General features: G+C 51.5%; 15 protein-coding genes. 2 read left to right on the top strand and 13 right to left on the bottom strand.

All coding sequences use genetic code 11. The features are described from left to right. Positions 1-5: 5 nt before the first annotated feature. From ybeY to hrcA, 5 genes are all read right to left on the bottom strand, one after another. The gene (ybeY, locus tag HMPREF2958_RS08915; RefSeq protein ID WP_070697727.1) at positions 6-527 is read right to left on the bottom strand and encodes an rRNA maturation RNase YbeY; all 522 of its coding nucleotides are present in this window, start codon (positions 525-527) and stop codon (positions 6-8) included. After that, positions 527-1,642, bottom strand: coding sequence for a PhoH family protein (locus HMPREF2958_RS08910; RefSeq protein WP_004004695.1), 1,116 nt, complete (start codon positions 1,640-1,642; stop codon positions 527-529). Before HMPREF2958_RS08910 ends, ybeY begins: the two co-directional genes overlap by 1 nt. 46 nt (positions 1,643-1,688) lie before the next feature. After that, a complete protein-coding gene (locus HMPREF2958_RS08905; RefSeq protein ID WP_004004696.1) occupies positions 1,689-2,456 on the bottom strand; it encodes a 16S rRNA (uracil(1498)-N(3))-methyltransferase in 768 nt (255 codons plus the stop codon). An 84-nt stretch (positions 2,457-2,540) separates the two neighbouring features. Next, positions 2,541-3,677: a molecular chaperone DnaJ gene (gene dnaJ / locus HMPREF2958_RS08900; RefSeq protein WP_004004697.1), complete on the bottom strand. Its 1,137-nt coding sequence runs from the start codon at positions 3,675-3,677 to the stop codon at positions 2,541-2,543. 97 nt (positions 3,678-3,774) lie between these two features. Next, entirely contained in the window at positions 3,775-4,875 is a 1,101-nt protein-coding gene (gene hrcA, locus HMPREF2958_RS08895; protein ID WP_070697725.1) for a heat-inducible transcriptional repressor HrcA, read from the bottom strand. A 230-nt stretch (positions 4,876-5,105) separates the two neighbouring features. On the opposite strand from hrcA, the gene HMPREF2958_RS08890 reads away from it, so the two are divergent. Both HMPREF2958_RS08890 and HMPREF2958_RS08885 read left to right on the top strand, forming a co-directional pair. Then, the gene (locus HMPREF2958_RS08890; RefSeq protein WP_246828100.1) at positions 5,106-5,957 is read left to right on the top strand and encodes a DUF3097 family protein; all 852 of its coding nucleotides are present in this window, start codon (positions 5,106-5,108) and stop codon (positions 5,955-5,957) included. A gap of 226 nt (positions 5,958-6,183) precedes the next feature. After that, on the top strand, positions 6,184-6,591 hold the full coding sequence (locus HMPREF2958_RS08885) for a DUF4870 domain-containing protein (protein ID WP_004004700.1): 408 nt from the start codon (positions 6,184-6,186) through the stop codon (positions 6,589-6,591). Positions 6,592-6,904: 313 nt separating this feature from the next. Here the strand turns inward: HMPREF2958_RS08885 and hemW are convergent, their stop codons facing one another. The 8 genes from hemW to HMPREF2958_RS08845 form a co-directional block, all read right to left on the bottom strand. Next, on the bottom strand, positions 6,905-8,176 hold the full coding sequence (gene hemW / locus HMPREF2958_RS08880) for a radical SAM family heme chaperone HemW (RefSeq protein WP_070697721.1): 1,272 nt from the start codon (positions 8,174-8,176) through the stop codon (positions 6,905-6,907). A gap of 110 nt (positions 8,177-8,286) precedes the next feature. Beyond that, on the bottom strand, positions 8,287-10,146 hold the full coding sequence (gene lepA, locus HMPREF2958_RS08875; RefSeq protein ID WP_041321792.1) for a translation elongation factor 4: 1,860 nt from the start codon (positions 10,144-10,146) through the stop codon (positions 8,287-8,289). Between the two features lie 178 nt (positions 10,147-10,324). After that, complete coding sequence (rpsT, locus tag HMPREF2958_RS08870; RefSeq protein WP_004004703.1) at positions 10,325-10,588, bottom strand: 30S ribosomal protein S20; 264 nt, start codon at positions 10,586-10,588, stop codon at positions 10,325-10,327. A gap of 215 nt (positions 10,589-10,803) precedes the next feature. Beyond that, the gene (locus HMPREF2958_RS08865) at positions 10,804-11,409 is read right to left on the bottom strand and encodes a type II toxin-antitoxin system PemK/MazF family toxin (RefSeq protein WP_083313733.1); all 606 of its coding nucleotides are present in this window, start codon (positions 11,407-11,409) and stop codon (positions 10,804-10,806) included. Positions 11,410-11,466: 57 nt separating this feature from the next. Further along, positions 11,467-12,495 (bottom strand): DNA polymerase III subunit delta, encoded by a 1,029-nt coding sequence (gene holA, locus HMPREF2958_RS08860; RefSeq protein WP_070697720.1) that lies wholly within the window; start codon positions 12,493-12,495, stop codon positions 11,467-11,469. Further along, on the bottom strand, positions 12,443-14,218 hold the full coding sequence (locus HMPREF2958_RS08855) for a ComEC/Rec2 family competence protein (protein WP_246828099.1): 1,776 nt from the start codon (positions 14,216-14,218) through the stop codon (positions 12,443-12,445). The genes holA and HMPREF2958_RS08855 overlap by 53 nt, the downstream gene beginning before the upstream one ends. Before the next feature lie 39 nt (positions 14,219-14,257). Then, positions 14,258-15,499, bottom strand: coding sequence for a ComEA family DNA-binding protein (locus tag HMPREF2958_RS08850; RefSeq protein WP_070697718.1), 1,242 nt, complete (start codon positions 15,497-15,499; stop codon positions 14,258-14,260). 177 nt (positions 15,500-15,676) lie between these two features. After that, positions 15,677-16,624, bottom strand: coding sequence for a DegV family protein (locus HMPREF2958_RS08845; protein ID WP_070697716.1), 948 nt, complete (start codon positions 16,622-16,624; stop codon positions 15,677-15,679). Positions 16,625-16,637 lie beyond the last annotated feature (13 nt).

Here is a 16,637-nt window from a genome sequence, read left to right as displayed (position 1 = left end):
TACCCCTAATGTCGAGTCTCGACGGGGGCAGCACGTCCCAAGAAGCCTTCGAGCAAAGAGCGTTGAAGCCCAAACATTTCAGCTTCTTCCTGTGCACTCCCATGATCATACCCCAAACAATGGAGAATCCCGTGCGTTGTCAGCAGACATAGCTCATCAAGCGTGGAATGCCCGGCGTCAGCACCCTGACGAGCCGCAACCGGCGGGCAGAGCACAATATCGCCCAGCATACCCTGGGCAAGCTCATCTTCAGTGCCGGGAACAAGCTCATCCATTGGAAAGCTCATGACATCGGTTGCCCCAGGTAAGTCCATCCATTCCAGATGAATCTTCTCCATCTGCTTCTCCCCAACAATGGCGATAGAGAGATAAGTATCTTTGCTTATGAAAAGCTTCGCGAAGATGTAATCCACCAGATTGCTGAGAACTTCGGTATCCACTGACGCAAAAGCATCATGAACAAGCTGAGTCGTGACGTTACCAGGTTTCTCATTAGGGTCCTCAACATGAAAATCAAGTACAGCCACTAGCGTTGTCCACCCTTCTGCTGTGACTGGTTCTCCCCAGACTCACCACCGTTAATTCCGGCTCGATCCAAAAGTTTCTCAGCCGCAGCTTCAATCGTGGCGCGCTTAACTTTACGATTACGTTTACGTTCCATAGCCTTTTGATCTTCGCCCCACTGATCGTACGCGGAGACAATGTTAGACACTAGACTATGGCGCACGACATCAGAGGAATCCAGGGTGCTAAAAACAATGTCATCAACTCCGGTCAAAATATTACGTACCTGTTTAAGCCCCGAAGCTTGGCCACCCGGCAGATCAACCTGTGTAATATCGCCGGTGATTACCATCTTGGAGCCAAAACCTAAACGAGTCAGGAACATCTTCATCTGTTCAGCCGTCGTGTTCTGTGCTTCATCAAGGATGACGAAAGCGTCATTCAATGTACGCCCGCGCATATATGCGAGGGGTGCAACCTCAATTGTTCCTGCCTCCATAAGCTTAGGGATAGCCTCCGGTTCAAGCATGTCGTGTAGAGCATCATAGAGAGGACGCAAGTAAGGGTCAATCTTATCGTTGAGAGTTCCCGGTAAAAAGCCTAGACGCTCGCCTGCTTCTACTGCGGGGCGAGTTAAGACAATTCGGTTAACCTCGCGGCTTTGTAGGGCTTGCACTGCTTTTGCCATAGCTAAATATGTTTTACCGGTACCAGCGGGACCAATGCCGAAGACAACAGTATTTGCGTCAATAGCATCCACATATTTTTTCTGGTTTACCGTCTTCGGGCGAATCGTCGTACCGCGTGTTGAAAGAATACTCGCTGAGAGCGTATGTGCTGGATTTGAAAGTTCATCACCGAGCATACCCATCAGACGATGGATAACTTGTACTGTAATCTGTGTACCGTGACTAGCGAGTACACGAAGTTCATTGAGAAGCTTCGCAACCGTGGTAACAGACACGGACGGACCGGAAATAAGAAGATCAAGATCCTTGGGACGAATTGAAATATTGTCGAAATAGTCCTCAACAATAGTGAGATGCGCGTCTTGAGGGCCAAGAACCGCTATCATCTCTGCGGCGCTTTTGAAAGATACGGTACGTGCCGTTGAGAGGGGTCGTGAGGTAGTCGTCAAAAGTAAGCTCCTTGGCTTGTTGGTTCTTAAATAAGTGTAACGTTACTTACCAGCGTCCCAACACTACGTTGATAGTGCACAGTGCTGCGGCACCAGCAGTGGAGGCTCGCAGAATTTCAGTTCCTAACAGTGCCTTGTGCGCACCCGCCCGCGTGAAAAGTTCGATTTCCCGCTCGGTGATGCCTCCTTCAGGTCCTACAAGAATATAAATTCTGGTGGGATTATCAGGGCTGTACCCAATCTTTCGCAGATATTCGCTTAAGGGTTCAGTGGCCTGTTCATGCAGAATGTAGACATACGCTCCCTGATCTGTGAGCTCGCGTATGTGTTCTGCGAGTTCCTGCGAAGAATACAGCTCTTCCACGGTAGGAATGAGCGCTCGACGCGATTGCTTAGCGGCGGCAGAGACAGTATTTTGCCACTTTTGGTGAGCTTTAGTAGCGCGTTCCCCTTTCCACCGCACGATAGAGCGATCGGCACTCCACGGGATAACGCTCCGAATTCCAAGTTCGGTGCCGGTCTCAATTGCCAATATGTCTCGGTTATCTTTGGCGAGTGCCTGCACAAGGGAAACTGAGAGGCTGTTATCATCCTTATCTAGGTTTTGGACTGTAACTTCAAGTCCTTTAGAGGAAATCGCTGAAACAATACCGTGGATACGATGCCCTTGGCCGTCTGCAAGGTCAAGGTTCTCCCCTATAGCTAAGCGTTTCACCTTGGCGTGATGCGCCTCCGGGCCAGTTAGAGTAAATGTACTCCCTGCCGTGCAGCTGGCTAGCTCTTTGGCGGTAATGTAGAAAATGGGGGCGCTCATAAGATCCTTGATAAAGCTGTATCCGAAGTGTTTCATCTTACCGTACTAGGATTTTCAGAACACTTCGGATACAAAGAATGTTGTCTATTTAAATTGGTCTTTGAGTCGCGAAAAAAGACCATGTTTTTGTTTGACGTGGGTGCCTTCGTGCAAGTCTTCTCCACGAAGTTCAGCGAATTTTTGGAGCAACTCACGTTGTTCGGAGTTTACATTGGTCGGTGTTGTGACCTGAATACGTACCTGTAGGTCTCCGCGTTTATCGGAGTGAAGGCGGGTAACACCTAAGCCGTTCAAAGTTACGATGTCGCCGCTTTGTGCGCCTTCAGGGATGGTGATCTCTTGAACCCCATCGAAGGTTTCTAAGGGTACGGTGGTTCCTAAAACGGCTGCGACCATAGGAATATTCACCGTTGTGGTGAGATTATCACCATCGCGAACAAAGTATTTATCGCGCTTAACGTTGAGATCAATATAAAGATCGCCATTGGGACCACCATTGAGTCCAGCTTCGCCTTTACCTCGCAGACGTATGCGGGCTCCGTCATTAACACCGGCGGGAACGGTGAAGGTCAGCGGGAGTTTTTCGCCCACACGGCCCTGTCCGTGGCATTCTGGGCAGCGGTGTTTGATGACGGTGCCATATCCCTGACAGCTGGGGCACTCTACCTGCTGCATGACGGTTCCTAGGATGGATTGAACACGGCGCTGCATGAATCCCTGGCCATGACAGGTCTCACAGGTTTCGGGGTGGGTTCCGGGAGCTGTTCCTTCACCTTCACAGGATTTACAAGTGACGGCCGTGTTAAGCTCTACAGTCTTTTCGACGCCAAAAACTGCGTCTTTGAGGGATATTGAGACGTTGATAAGTGCGTCTTGTCCCTGGCGTACGCGGGACGCGGGACCGCTTTGTCCACCGCCTCCGGTAAACATATCGAAAAGATCTTGAAACCCGAAACTTCCTGAGCCGAAGCCGCCAAATCCTCCTGCGCCTCCAGGGAATCCTGCACGACCCTGTTCGTCGCCGGTAGCGTCGTAATTACGGCGTTTCTCGTTATCTGAGAGTACTTCATAGGCGAGGGTTACACGTTTGAACTCCTCGGCTGCCTCTTCGGATGGGTTAACATCGGGGTGCAGTTGACGCGCCTTTTTACGGTACGCTTTTTTAATCTCTTCGGGGCTTGCGTCCTTTGAGACTCCAAGAGTTGAGTAGTGATCGCTCACGTGTTTCTTCTATCCTTTTCGTACCGGAGTGCTCCGGGTATGGTGTCAATATAAAATCTGTAAATTTGTGGGGCTCTGAGGAGTTACCCGCTTGATGTCATGATGCTCGTGTGCCTAAGACATGACCTAGATAGCGAGCTACCGCGTTCACCGCCGCAATGTTACCACGGTAATCCATGCGGACTGGACCCACCACGCCAAGTTTTGCCGTATGCTTCCCCAAGGCGCCTTCATTGTCTGGTAAATGTTGTTTGCCGTATGAAACTACAACGGGTGAATCGTATTCACCAGTGACAATAGAAGCTCCTTGAAGCGCTTGCTCCGTATTCTCGTGACCGATCCTTACACTGTACCCGGCTTCTTGAACCGATGCGTGAGACAGCACGCGAAGCAGCGTAACTTGTTCTTCGAGCGCATCCAAAATGGGAGCTATGCTCGCCGAGAAGTCGTCGTGACTTCGTGCTAGGTTTGAGGTGCCAGAGATCGCGAAGCGAATATCTCGTTCAAAATAAGGCTGTGCTCGCAGATGATCCACGATAACTTCGGTGAGCTCCGGAGAGCGGCCTCGCAACGCTGGATGATGCGCTTCTGGCAACAATGCACTTATGTTTTCGAAAGGTAAACCCTGAAGCATTTTAAGCAGGTTTTCTTTAATCGCTGCAAGAGCTGACACAGTTTCATCATGCGATAAGGCTGTAGTCTCTGGCAGTATCACAGTGACCCGGTGGATTGTGCCAAGATCACTGATAAGCAATGCTAAGAGCGTGCGTGAATCTAGGGGTACGAACTCAAGATGCAAGAGAGTTCCAGCGTTACGTGTTGGGTACTGGATAAGCGCCACCTGATGCGTGAGATGGGCAAGTGTTCGGGTGGCGGCTTCAATCATGTCTTCTACGCTGTGTGCGCTTTCAAGAATTTGCCGTAACGCCGAAACTTGGGTTGCAGAGAGAGCACGCGGCGCGGCTAGAGCATCGACGAAGAACCTGTATCCCTGCTCTGTAGGAATACGCCCAGCGCTGGCGTGCGGTGCACTCAAAAGCCCCTGTTCTTCTAAAGCTGCCATATCATTGCGTATCGTGGCACTGGATACTTGAAGATGGTGGCGCTGTGCCAGCGTCTTTGAACCTATGGGTTCGCCTGTGCGCACGTAGTCTTCAACGATTGCCTGCAATATGCGCATGCGGCGTTCGTGTGACATGGTACTCCTTGCGACCCTATCGGTGGTTAATAATCTGGAAAAGCATAATCTGGCACTCTTGTTGAGAGAGTGCTAAAAACTACTTTTATCATAGCCGGGTAACCCCTAGCGGTACTAGTCTTTCGCCAGAAGCGAGTTATCAATACTTTAGAATTGGATGGGTTCTGCCAAAAGCTAACCTGCGGAAACCAGGCAATATCCGTGGTGCCGTTGTACGAAGGATGCAAGATATGAGTGAACGATACGCTTGGGGTGCACAAGATCTATCACGTGCCTCAATAAATAACAGGCCTACTCCTCCTCGTCGGGTCGAGCTAAAACGCGGGATGGTCCTTGAGGATCTTAACGGGTGGGTTGGCGAAGTAGTGCATGCCGAACGTATTGGTGGAGAAATATTTTTCGGGCTTGAAGACGCTCACGGACGGGTCAAAAATTTTCCTTTAGGAATCGGGTACTTTCTTGAGGGCGAACCGGTTGAGATTGTTGCCCCAACACCACGAAAGACCTCAGGGCGCAAAATTTCTCGTTCTGGTTCAGTAGCAGTTGAAAACGCTCCAGCACGGGTGGCGCGCGCATCCAGAATCTGGGTTGAGGGGCTTCATGATGCGGAACTCGTCGAGAAAGTGTGGGGCCATGATCTGCGGGTTGAAGGTATTGTGGTCGAGCCCCTTCATGGTGTTGATGATTTAGCAACTGCCGTTAAAGAGTTCTCCCCCGGTCCAGAGCGACGACTTGGAATTCTTGTGGATCATCTTCTGAAAGGCACCAAGGAAGAACGTGTTGTGGCGGAGGCTTTAGCTGTTCCCGGCGCTGCTGGAAATATTAAGATTGTGGGGCACCCTTTCATTGATATTTGGCAGGCCGTCAAGCCGCAGGTTCTCGGAATTCCGGCATGGCCGCAGGTGCCTCGAGGTGAGGACTGGAAGAAAGGAATTCTACGTCGGTTGGGACAGCCACATCAAAACCAGGAAGACGTGGCAAACGCCTGGAAACGTATTCTTTCCCGAGTTGACTCTTATTCCGATCTTGATCCTACGCTGCTAGGACCTGTTGAGTCGCTCATTGATTTTCTGACTGAATAAGGTAATGTGAGTAGCTCAGGTTGTCTATGCCGCGCCTCTGGCGAGGCGTTCGGTAAAACACGTTACAATAAATAAGGATTTTAGGTTGTACAGGTGCACCAACTGAGGCATGTGTACGGCAGAGCAAAATAGACGAGTAATAATCAGGATTTCTGTGGTTCAAGATACTCGCCCGGAGGGGCATAAACGAAACATTACACCTTTGCCTGTGTCGCAGGACCGGAGCATGGCGACTTTTGCTCACTTTAGCGGCATCATCGGGTTTTTGCCTGCCGCTGCTATCTACTATTTGTATCGTGACCGCGCCCCCTTCACTGAGCAAGAGTCACGTGAAGCCATGAACTTTACGCTTCTGCCTTCAATTATGATTCTTGTTCTTCTCATTTTGAGCTTCGTGCCCGGCATGGCAAGCCTCATGATGTTCTTTACTGCTATTCTGTGGCTTTATATGGCGATCAGTTCCGTAATTGCGGGCATCTACGCCGCTCAAGGAGAACCTCATAGGTACAAGCTCAACCTGCGTATCCTTGACCTTTTCCTCAAGCCTGCTGAAGACTTCAAAGAAAAGAAGAAGCAGCACCGAGAAGAAATGGAAGGGCAACAGCAACAACAGGCAGCCGAGCGCCGCGTATAAACAGACTTATACATCGTATAAGGCACCCCGGGTCACTATTTCGATATGGAATATGTGGCCCTTTATTTTTACGCGCATATTACATACCACATAAAACACCTGTTAACGATTGAAGGCCCCTGATACACAAGGGACCTTCAACCGTATTCACTCAACTTCAGCAAAGACGACAACACGCTGTAACATATACCGTCCTGCCAATATAGACTCTACCTTAGTTTCAACCTAATGTCTAGTAATTCAATTATTTTATCCTGAAAGTTAAGGCAATTATATTTTTGGGGTAAGTATTCTCGCATATTTTACGAGACATTTATTTTATATCTGGAAGTAATTCTCGAGTAACAGCATCACCTAAAAGTCGACCCTGCAACGTGAGTTTTACCGAAGCATCAGGATTGGGCATACCGGTATCCGTAAAAACATCGGATTCAATGAGACCTTGCGAGAGCAACCACCGTAAAGAAGACCCCAGGTCAGCGGCAGAATGCACGGCTAGAAGCTCGTGCATAGGCAACCCCTCACGTACTCGAATCAACAGCATAATCGTCTCAAAAGAACGAGAATCTGAGTCTAAAATCTCTCGCGCTGCGGCCGGCGACTGCCCAGCTCGAACGCGATGCGCATAGGGAACGGGATGTTTAATATTCCACCACCGGGTACCGTTTATATGTGAATGTGCTCCCGGTCCTATTCCCCACCAGTCTTGATTACGCCAATACGCCATATTATGGTCACTTCGAGTATGCTCAGACCGAGAATAATTCGAGACCTCATACCACCGATATCCGGCTTGCATGAGAAGATCTTCTGCACGCAAATACATATCTGCCATGAGGTCATCATCAGGCATTGTATATTCACCGCGCCGAATTTGTGCGGCAAGTTTAGTACCGTCTTCAACAATCAAAGAATATGCAGAAATGTGGTCTGGCTGATAAGAAATCGCCGCTTGCACACTTTGCTCCCACTGCTCCAGCGTTTCTGACGGAGAGCCATAAATTAAATCTATCGATACTTGAAGACCAATATCTCGCGCCCACGCCACAACTTTAGGAACATTTTCGGGTGTGTGGGTACGGTCAAGAACTTTCAAAACCTCGGGCACAACAGATTGCATACCAAAAGAAACACGCGTAAATCCGCCGTCTTTTAACGTCTGCAGATCCTCATAGGTGACAGAGTCAGGATTAGCCTCGGTGGTGACCTCAGCATCATCTTCGATACCGAAAATATCAATTGCAGTTCTCAGGATGCGCACCAAATCATACGCAGGGAGTTTCGTGGGCGTACCCCCGCCGAAGAATACCGTATGCAACGGCCGCTTTACCACCCCGGATGCTTCAAGAGTGCGAGCGGCAAAGAAAATCTCAGCTGTAGCATCGTCCGCATACGTACCCAGCCCTATCCCGTCACCAAAATCTTCGGTGGCATAAGTGTTGAAATCACAATACCCACATCGCACCGAGCAGAACGGAATATGTACGTAGAGGCTAAAATCACGGTTTTGGCACCCGTGCGCACACGAGGCTGGGATGCGTCCATCACGCGGCGCGGGCGCGCCAACCGGTTGCGCGGGTGCCATACAATGCCTCCTTCATGAGAATCTAGCCGAGTGCGTGTGCGTAAAAATGACGGGTAGAGATGCTCTTTTCTTGGAGTCATGTCTCTACCCGCAAGAAAGACGGTAAAGATTTACTTCTTTTTGTCTTTCTTCTCTTTCTCTTCGCCCGAAGATAGGGCGGCGATGAATGCCTCTTGCGGTACCTCGACGCGGCCGACCATCTTCATGCGCTTCTTGCCTTCCTTCTGCTTTTCCAGCAGCTTGCGCTTACGCGAAATATCGCCACCGTAGCATTTTGACAGCACGTCCTTGCGCATAGCGCGAATATTCTCGCGGGCAATGATGCGAGAACCAATAGCAGCCTGAATAGGAACCTCAAATTGCTGACGAGGTATTAGCTCACGAAGCTTACTCGTCATCATCAAACCGTACGAATAGGCCTTGTCGCGATGGGTAATAGCCGAGAAAGCATCCACTTTCTCACCCTGAAGCAGGATATCGACCTTCACCAGGTCAGCCTCTTCCTCACCATCGAACTTCCAGTCCAAGGATGCATACCCACGAGTACGGGACTTGAGCTGATCGAAGAAATCAAAGACAATCTCGGCCAGCGGCAGGCGGTACCGCATCTCAACGCGATCCTCAGATAGGTAGTCCATGCCGCCCATTTGCCCGCGGCGCGACTGGCACAACTCCATGATCGCCCCAATATAGTCGCTGGGGGCAATAATCGTACATGCCACCATTGGTTCACGAATGGTTGCGACTTTACCCTCGGGGAACTCGCTTGGATTAGTCACGCGCTTTGCATTACCCGATTCGTCCACAACATCGTAGATAACGTTGGGGGCGGTCGAAATAAGGTCGAGATTGAACTCGCGTTCCAAGCGTTCGCGCACGATTTCAAGGTGCAGCAGGCCTAAGAAGCCACACCGGAAACCGAACCCGAGTGCTGCAGAAGTTTCGGGTTCGTAGACAAGCGCAGCATCGTTGAGCTTGAGCTTGTCTAGGGCATCTCGCAACGCCGGATAATCTGAACCATCAATAGGAAATAGCCCAGAGAACACCATAGGTTTCGGGTCTTCATAGCCGCCTAGGGATTCTGCGGCAGGCTTTACAGCAGAGGTTACGGTATCGCCCACGCGGGATTGCCGAACGTCCTTCACGCCAGTGATCAAATAACCCACTTCACCCACGCTCAGCCCTTTGGAGGGAATGGGGTCGGGTGAAATTACCCCAATCTCAAGCAGATCGTGTTCTGCGCCGGTAGACATCATCTTGATTTTCTGGCGCGGTTCAAGTTTTCCGTCTACGACACGCACATAGGTGACCACTCCGCGATAGGAATCATAAACCGAGTCAAAAATCATGGCGCGGGCCGGCGTGTCCGCCTGCCCCACAGGCGCGGGTATGCCTTCGACAATACGGTCCAACAGAGCTTCTACACCCTCACCAGTTTTGCCTGAAACCCGCAGAACCTCGTCAGGTTCGCAGCCAATAAGGTTCGCCAGCTCTTCAGCGTATTTATCGGGCATAGCGGCGGGCAAGTCGATCTTATTCAAGACAGGAATAATCGTAAGATCGTTCTCCATTGCCAAGTAGAGATTGGCGAGAGTTTGGGCTTCAATCCCCTGCGCTGCATCAACAAGAAGCAGAGCGCCTTCGCATGCGGCAAGTGAGCGAGAGACCTCATAGGTGAAGTCAACGTGTCCCGGAGTATCAATCATATTGAGTGCATAGGAAGTACCGTCGATCTCCCATGGCATACGTACTGCCTGGGATTTAATGGTGATGCCTCGTTCACGCTCAATATCCATGCGGTCAAGGTATTGTGCCTTCATATCGCGCGGCGCGACAACGCCAGTTGCCTGAAGCATACGGTCAGCGAGCGTGGATTTTCCATGATCGATATGTGCAATGATGCAGAAGTTGCGAATAATCGCGGGGTCGGTAGCCGCCGGTATTGGCGGATTTTTCGACAGAGGAGCCACTCGCATATTCCTTTCATGGAGGTTCATCAGGCAGCTGGCACAATTATCTTTTATTTTCCCATAATGCACGCTGGAAGCGCGAACCGGCACGGCTGGCGGGCACAAAGAATTCCCCGCCGGGAGAGAACCGACGGGGAAACCTTATCACTTCGCAATGCGCCTCATACAGAGGCTGACATTAGGAAAGTTTGTTAACCAGATGCGCTAGACCGGACTTCTTGTTAGCAGCGTTCTTCTTGTGCAGAACACCCTTAGAAACAGCCTTATCTAGCTTGCGGCTCACAAAACGCAGTGCCTCTTCGGCAGCTTCCTTGTTCTGTGCCTCAACAGCTTCCTTAACCCGGCGGGTTGCGGTCTTCAGCTCAGATTTAATAGCGTTGTTACGCAGACGAGCCTTCTCGTTAGTGAGGATGCGCTTTTTCTGGGACTTGATATTAGCCACGATTAAACTTTCTGTTTGTCTTATTGGTCGGTGAGGGCTATGCTGACCGATCATCGACTGAGCGGCGTGGGGATGCCTATGGCAACCGGACAGCAGTGCCTGATGACCACCAGACACTCAACCACAAATCATAGCAGATAAATGCCTGTAAGAATACCTGTTATTTCAAGGATGATATATGATTTTCGCGCTTTTGAGATAGGTACAATATCGGACTAACGGCGGTTGTAGGCTTGTTCGATAAGGCGGAAAGTCTCTTGAGGCATAATTGCCCCCTCACGGCGCATGTTCTCAGGACGCACCCGTAAGACGCGATTGAGTTTGACCTCGGAGGCCCGACCCTGGGAATCCCAAGAGCCTGAACCAATATCTAGATAATTAGAATCTGCATGATCGCGGTTGTTGTGGTCTTTGCTGGTCATCATGAAGGCAAGCAGGTATTCTCCGTCACGTCCTACAAGGATGACCGGGCGATCTTTCCCCTGAGTATGGTCTTCTTCGTAAGGAACCCAAGTCCACACGATCTCACCAGGATCTGGATCGCCGTCCAATGAGGGAGAATACTCAAAGTCAATAGACCCGCGATAGTCTCCTGGATAGTCTGAGCCCTGTCCCTGCGAACTCTGCTGTTGAGAGGGCGCAGACTTAGAAGCACCAGGACCTGGTTTCGGCGCATTTGACGTCTGAGGTTGTTCAGAATCGTAGTTGGTCTGTGCTTGCGACTGTTGTGCGTTATCGCGCAGAGCATCTTCTGCTGCTTTCCGAAGCGAAGGCAAAACGGCGAAGAATGCTTTTTTCAGTGTTTGTAGCATGGGGTCCATTATGCCTTATGACGTAAATCTTTCCCTAGCTCATATATGAGCAAAATAAAAATGCATTTATGAGCGGTTATGAGGCAATGCAATGGCAAGTACCGCGCGTTCAACCGCATATACCGGGTCTAGGCCCTCCCCCTTGAGCTGTGCGTCGGCATCAGCAAGTAGCTGCACGATACGGGCGATCTGTTCACTGGTGAAACGCCTTCCGTCGCGTTGTGCCTGTTCAACCTGCCATGGAGCCATACCTACCTCACCGGCAAGTTCCTGGGCACTGGCACGCACATGATGCACGCGGGCAATATTGCGAATACGCATGGCAAGTGCCCCCAACAGAGGGATAGGTTCTGTTCCCGTTGCTAAAGCATGTCGCAAAAGCCTAAGCGCTTCTGCTGCGTTTCCCGTAACAGCGGCGTCTCCCACCCGAAAAGCGGTAACTTCGGTTCGCCCGCCATAGTAACGGTTCACGATCTCTTCGGTAATATTTCCCGCAACATCTGCTTGAAGTTGAGCACAGGCGGAGGCAAGTTCAGCGGTGTCGTTGGTGGCGGCTACGAGTAGGCGTAGGGCGCCGGGATCGATAGTGCGTTTAGCCGCTCGGAATTCACCGGTGACAAATTCCGTTTTTTCGCGCTCGGCTTTGAGCGGTTTACAGGGAATAAGAACGTGGCTTTTACGTATGGCATCAATGAGTTTTTTGCCGCGGTTGCCGCCGGAATGCTGCATGATGAGCATAATGTCGGATTCTGGGGCAGCAATGTAGCTGAGAACATCGTTAAGGAAGTCTTCACTCATGGTGGCGACGTTGTCAGCATCTATTATTTTGGCAGTCCCGAAGAGCGACGGGCTCGCGAGGAGAGTGAGTTCCCCCGCAGTGTAGGTGGAAGCGTTGATGGTGACTAGGTCTGCATTTGGATAGGTGCTATAAAAAGCGGTGCGCAGACGTTCACGTGCTCGTGAGGCGAAATACTCTTCGGAACCGTGGAGCATGATGACCGGTGCAGGACTTACGGTGCGCCATGCGTTATCAAGCGCTTTATTAGCGCGTTGGCCGTGGTAGTTGCCGCGTGATGAGCTTCCCCTGGGAGTCACGGTACCTCATTGCTCGTCGGTGTGTTGCTGTTTCTATCATACCGAAGTGTCTTTGATCGATTTGGTGCGTTAGTGATTGACGGTGCGTACTAGTTACATGCCGAGTATTGGGTATACGTACATAATCGAGGTGAAGCTCGCGCTTGTAAATATGGTAATCCCAGAGCCATATCAGCAGGCTACCCACAAAGACAGTAACTCCAGCAAAAGCTACAGATGCCAGAGTAACATCTACATCGAGTGGATTTGCGGGTGCGTGTGCAAAATATTTCGCTATGTATTCGATGCCCTGTGCCGGTATTCTACCGAGAATAAGAGCAATATCCGTGATGGCCGTGAAGTTGATGCTGTAGCTCAGGAACGCGGCAAGACCAGCAAACATTGTGATCGCGGTTAGTGGAGCGGCGAGCATATTTGCGGGAATGGTATAGAGCGGTATTTTGCCGCTGATACCTAAAATCACAGGGGTACACCAGAGCGAGGCGCTGGCGGAAGCTGCTATAAGTTCGGCGAGGGTGTGCGGTAGGACGCGCATCAAGAGGCGCGTGAGTGAGGGTCCGAGCGCTATCAGCGATGCCGTAGCCACGGTGGAGAGCATAAAGCCGAGGTCACCAGCGAGTTTCGGCGCAGCGATGAGGCAGAACACGATAGTGGTGGCGAGCGCGCTAAGAGTATTTCTCCCGGTGCCGCGGAGCATCGCCAAAGCTCCTAGTGACCCCATGAGAATAGAGCGGATTACGGATCCCTCAAAAGTGAGAATCATGGAGTAGAGAACGACGGCGGTAATACCCATTCCGATCATGAGGCGGCGTGGAACGCGCACGAGAATTCCAAAACGGTAGCCAGCCATGAAAATGATGGCGATATTTGCTCCAGAGACTGCGGTAAGGTGACTGAGCCCGCTAAGCTTATAGTTTTCCTTACTGGTGTTGGGCATCGCGGAGTCATCGCCATAGGCGGTACCTAGAAGTAACGCCGTGGTTTCGGCATCGAGGTGTCGGCGGGCGTAATCGCGCATCCTAGTGTTTAGGGCGCGTGTGTGCTCAAGATTTTGGTTCGGTTGAGGGAATATGCTTGCACCTTTGAGGAATGCGGTAGTGCCTTTATTTTCAAGGGTTCCGAGCGCGTTAACCCGGGTTCCGGGGTTAAGCTGCTGTTTTTGGGTGTTGCTGTAAATACGAATATCTTCATGAATTGGTGCTCGAAGATTACGGTATTGAGCCGTTTCGGTGCTGAGAATGATCATATTCGTATGCGAGTCAAGAGGGCGTATTTCCCTGATGAATCCGGTTATACGTAACGAGGTTCCTTCGGCATCTCTTAAGGTCGTGCGGCTGGAATCCGTTCCGGTCAGCATGAGCAGGACAGCTTGCAGAGTCACCAAGAGCATAATGAACATGAACTGCCCGAGGATAGGACAAAGAATATGGGCGATTTTGCGTCCATAGAAGGTATTGAGCGTTATGGTGATTATTCCGAGCAGGCTAATAGCCACTAAAACGCAGTATTTATAGGGCTGAAAAGTACCGTGATACATGGCGGCCAGCGTGAAAATCCAGAGTACGACCGCCGAGACTATAAGCCGTATATCAAGGTGAATAATGGCACTAACAGCGCGAAACCATTCGCGGTTATGGTCGCGGCGATAGCGCATCCACTCAGTACGGGCGAAATTTCGGGTGAGATATGGTTTGAGCTTAGGCGGAATGTGCAGAAAACTCATGATGCGGCTCATTACCTATATTGTTTGACGCTAACGGATTTAGACTGTGACGAGCGGGCGCAACGAACTCATGAGAGAGGGACCGATGCCAGGTACCGCATCCAGTTCATCAACACTTTTGAAGCCTCCGTGAGCATCACGCCAAGAAATAATGCGGGCGGCTAGAGAAGGACCAATGCGCGGCAAAGTCTGCAGCTGCTCAGCAGTCGCAGTATTCAGGTTGATAGGAGAACCCGGTGCGCCCTGCTGCCCAGCGCCCGCAGAAGATTTCGGTGCCGCAGGATTTTGCGCGGCTCCCGGAGAACCGTTGGGTGAAGCACTGTTTCCCCCGGCTGGTGCGGCAAGTACCGGTGCAGCGGTCTCCCCTGTCTTGGGGATGTAAAGCTGTGTGCCGTCGCTAAGGCTGCCCGCGAGGTTCACCCGGTTGAGGTCGGCATCCGGGGTTGCGCCTCCTGCGGCTTCAAGGGCATCAATGGCACGGGCATCAGCAGGGAGCGTTTGCACGCCAGGAGTTTTGACTGCTCCAGCTATATGCACTCGAATAGTGCCATTCTTATTCGGAACCTTATTCTGCGCAGATGAATCTGAAGGGGTGGCACTCGGAATTACGGATGAGCTAGCCCCTGGCGCCGCCACCTGGGCGCTACTGGTAGACTCTTCGTTTGCTTGCGGAGTGGGTGTAAATCCTAGCAACCCCCAGAGAATAATTCCTAGAACGCCCAAGGCTAAAACGAAGACGGCATAGGGCGGAACCTTCCACCGAAAAGCACGGGTTTTCGCTGGTGTTTCCCATTCGTCCCATTCATCCTGAATGAGCTCTTCGGGCATATTCTCGCGCTGTGCAATAACGTGAGTAGTGTGCTCGCCGCGCTGCTCCTTGGCAGGGTTGTGCGCAGGTTTTACCGCGGAGATCTGCTGCTGTGTGCCCTCGTAGTAGCTTTCCGCCAAATCGTCTGGTTCGGTGCTATGAGTGGCGCGTTGTCTAGCTCGTCTTAAAAGCTGTTCAGATGCCGACTCATGCTGCTCATACACGGTTTGTTCGTAAGAATCTGAGTAGAGTCTTCGAGGGCTCTTCCCCACCGAGGCAGAAGAAGCAGACCCTTCCGCAAAATCATCATGCGGCATAAGGCGTTCTGTGGGCTCGTCATCCCAGATCTCATAGGGGCTTTGCTTCTCTGTCTGAGCTTCCTGTGCTGGTACCGACGTCTCAGCTCTTTCGGTTAGCGTCTGCATAGAAGAGCTTAGTGGATGAAATGCTTGGTGGGCGTTATCGCGGGTCATAGTGCAAGCCTAGCCGCGTGCTTACGCCCCCGCCGGGCGGTTCCTATATTCTGTGGATAACTATCCGAGCGGGACACAAAAACCGGCTATCCACAGGGTTACGCCAATTTTTGCGGGTGAATCGGGTAATTATTTTAGTGGCCACACAAAGAAATATGACATTCTCACATCGCATGGCTAATAGATGACAGCGGCAAGTGCACCCAGCCCGGAATGTGCCGCTAATACGGGCGGGAGAGAGCTGAGAACCGCATCCGAAGCGAAGGCGCCCAACGAATCTTGCAAGGCTTTAGCCTCCGCGAGGTTACCCATATGGTGAAGCGCTACCACGTGACCGGTTGGTCGTACGTCGTGCTGCGCAGCCGCAGCTGCAGGATGCTTTTTTACCGATTGGTGCTTGGTACAAACGTCGCGAATAATCTGCGTGAGGCGTTCTTTCGCGCGCGTTGCGGTACGGGGGCGCTCAACATAGGTCAGTTTTCCATCCGCGACCGTGCCGATAGGCTTGATCTGGAACATCTGCCCTACCATTGCCAATGCGGGCGAGACACGGCCCCCGCGACGAAGCGCATCGAGAGTAGGAATGTAGAAATAAATATCGGTCTCGGCGCATATACCGGTAACCACTTCGGCAAGCTCCTCAGGACTATCGCAAATATCGGCTACATCATGGGCGTGCAATGCCGCGTGCCCATAGGCTCCGGCGACGGTGCGGGAATCAAGTACGGTCACTCGCGCTTTAGAAAGCTGCGCACCCACTCGCGCTGATTCAACGGTTCCAGAGAGCTCTCCGGAGAGATGTATCGACAGAATATGCTCGTACCCTTCATCAACAAGGGTATCGTAGGTATCGGCAAAGACACCGGGGGCTGGACCGGAGGTATGGACCGTATTTCCGAGGACATGCGCCATCAAAATGGCTTCGTCAATTTCCTCGGGACTAAGACCGGTTAAATCGCGGGTTTTCGTATCGACTCGGGTGCCCCTGATTCCTGCACGTACGGGCGTCTCTTGAACGGATACCGGCATGGGTACCACGGCAAACCCACCGCGTTCTTGCCGCTCTTTAAGAATTTCAGGAGTAATAGCAGCGGCTGAGTCTGTCACGACGGCGATGCGTCCCATAAGGCACCTCCTG

The organism is Rothia sp. HMSC036D11, assembly GCF_001814205.1.
Classification (GTDB): Bacteria; Actinomycetota; Actinomycetes; order Actinomycetales; family Micrococcaceae; genus Rothia; species Rothia dentocariosa.
This window is presented reverse-complemented; position numbering and strand designations above follow the sequence as displayed.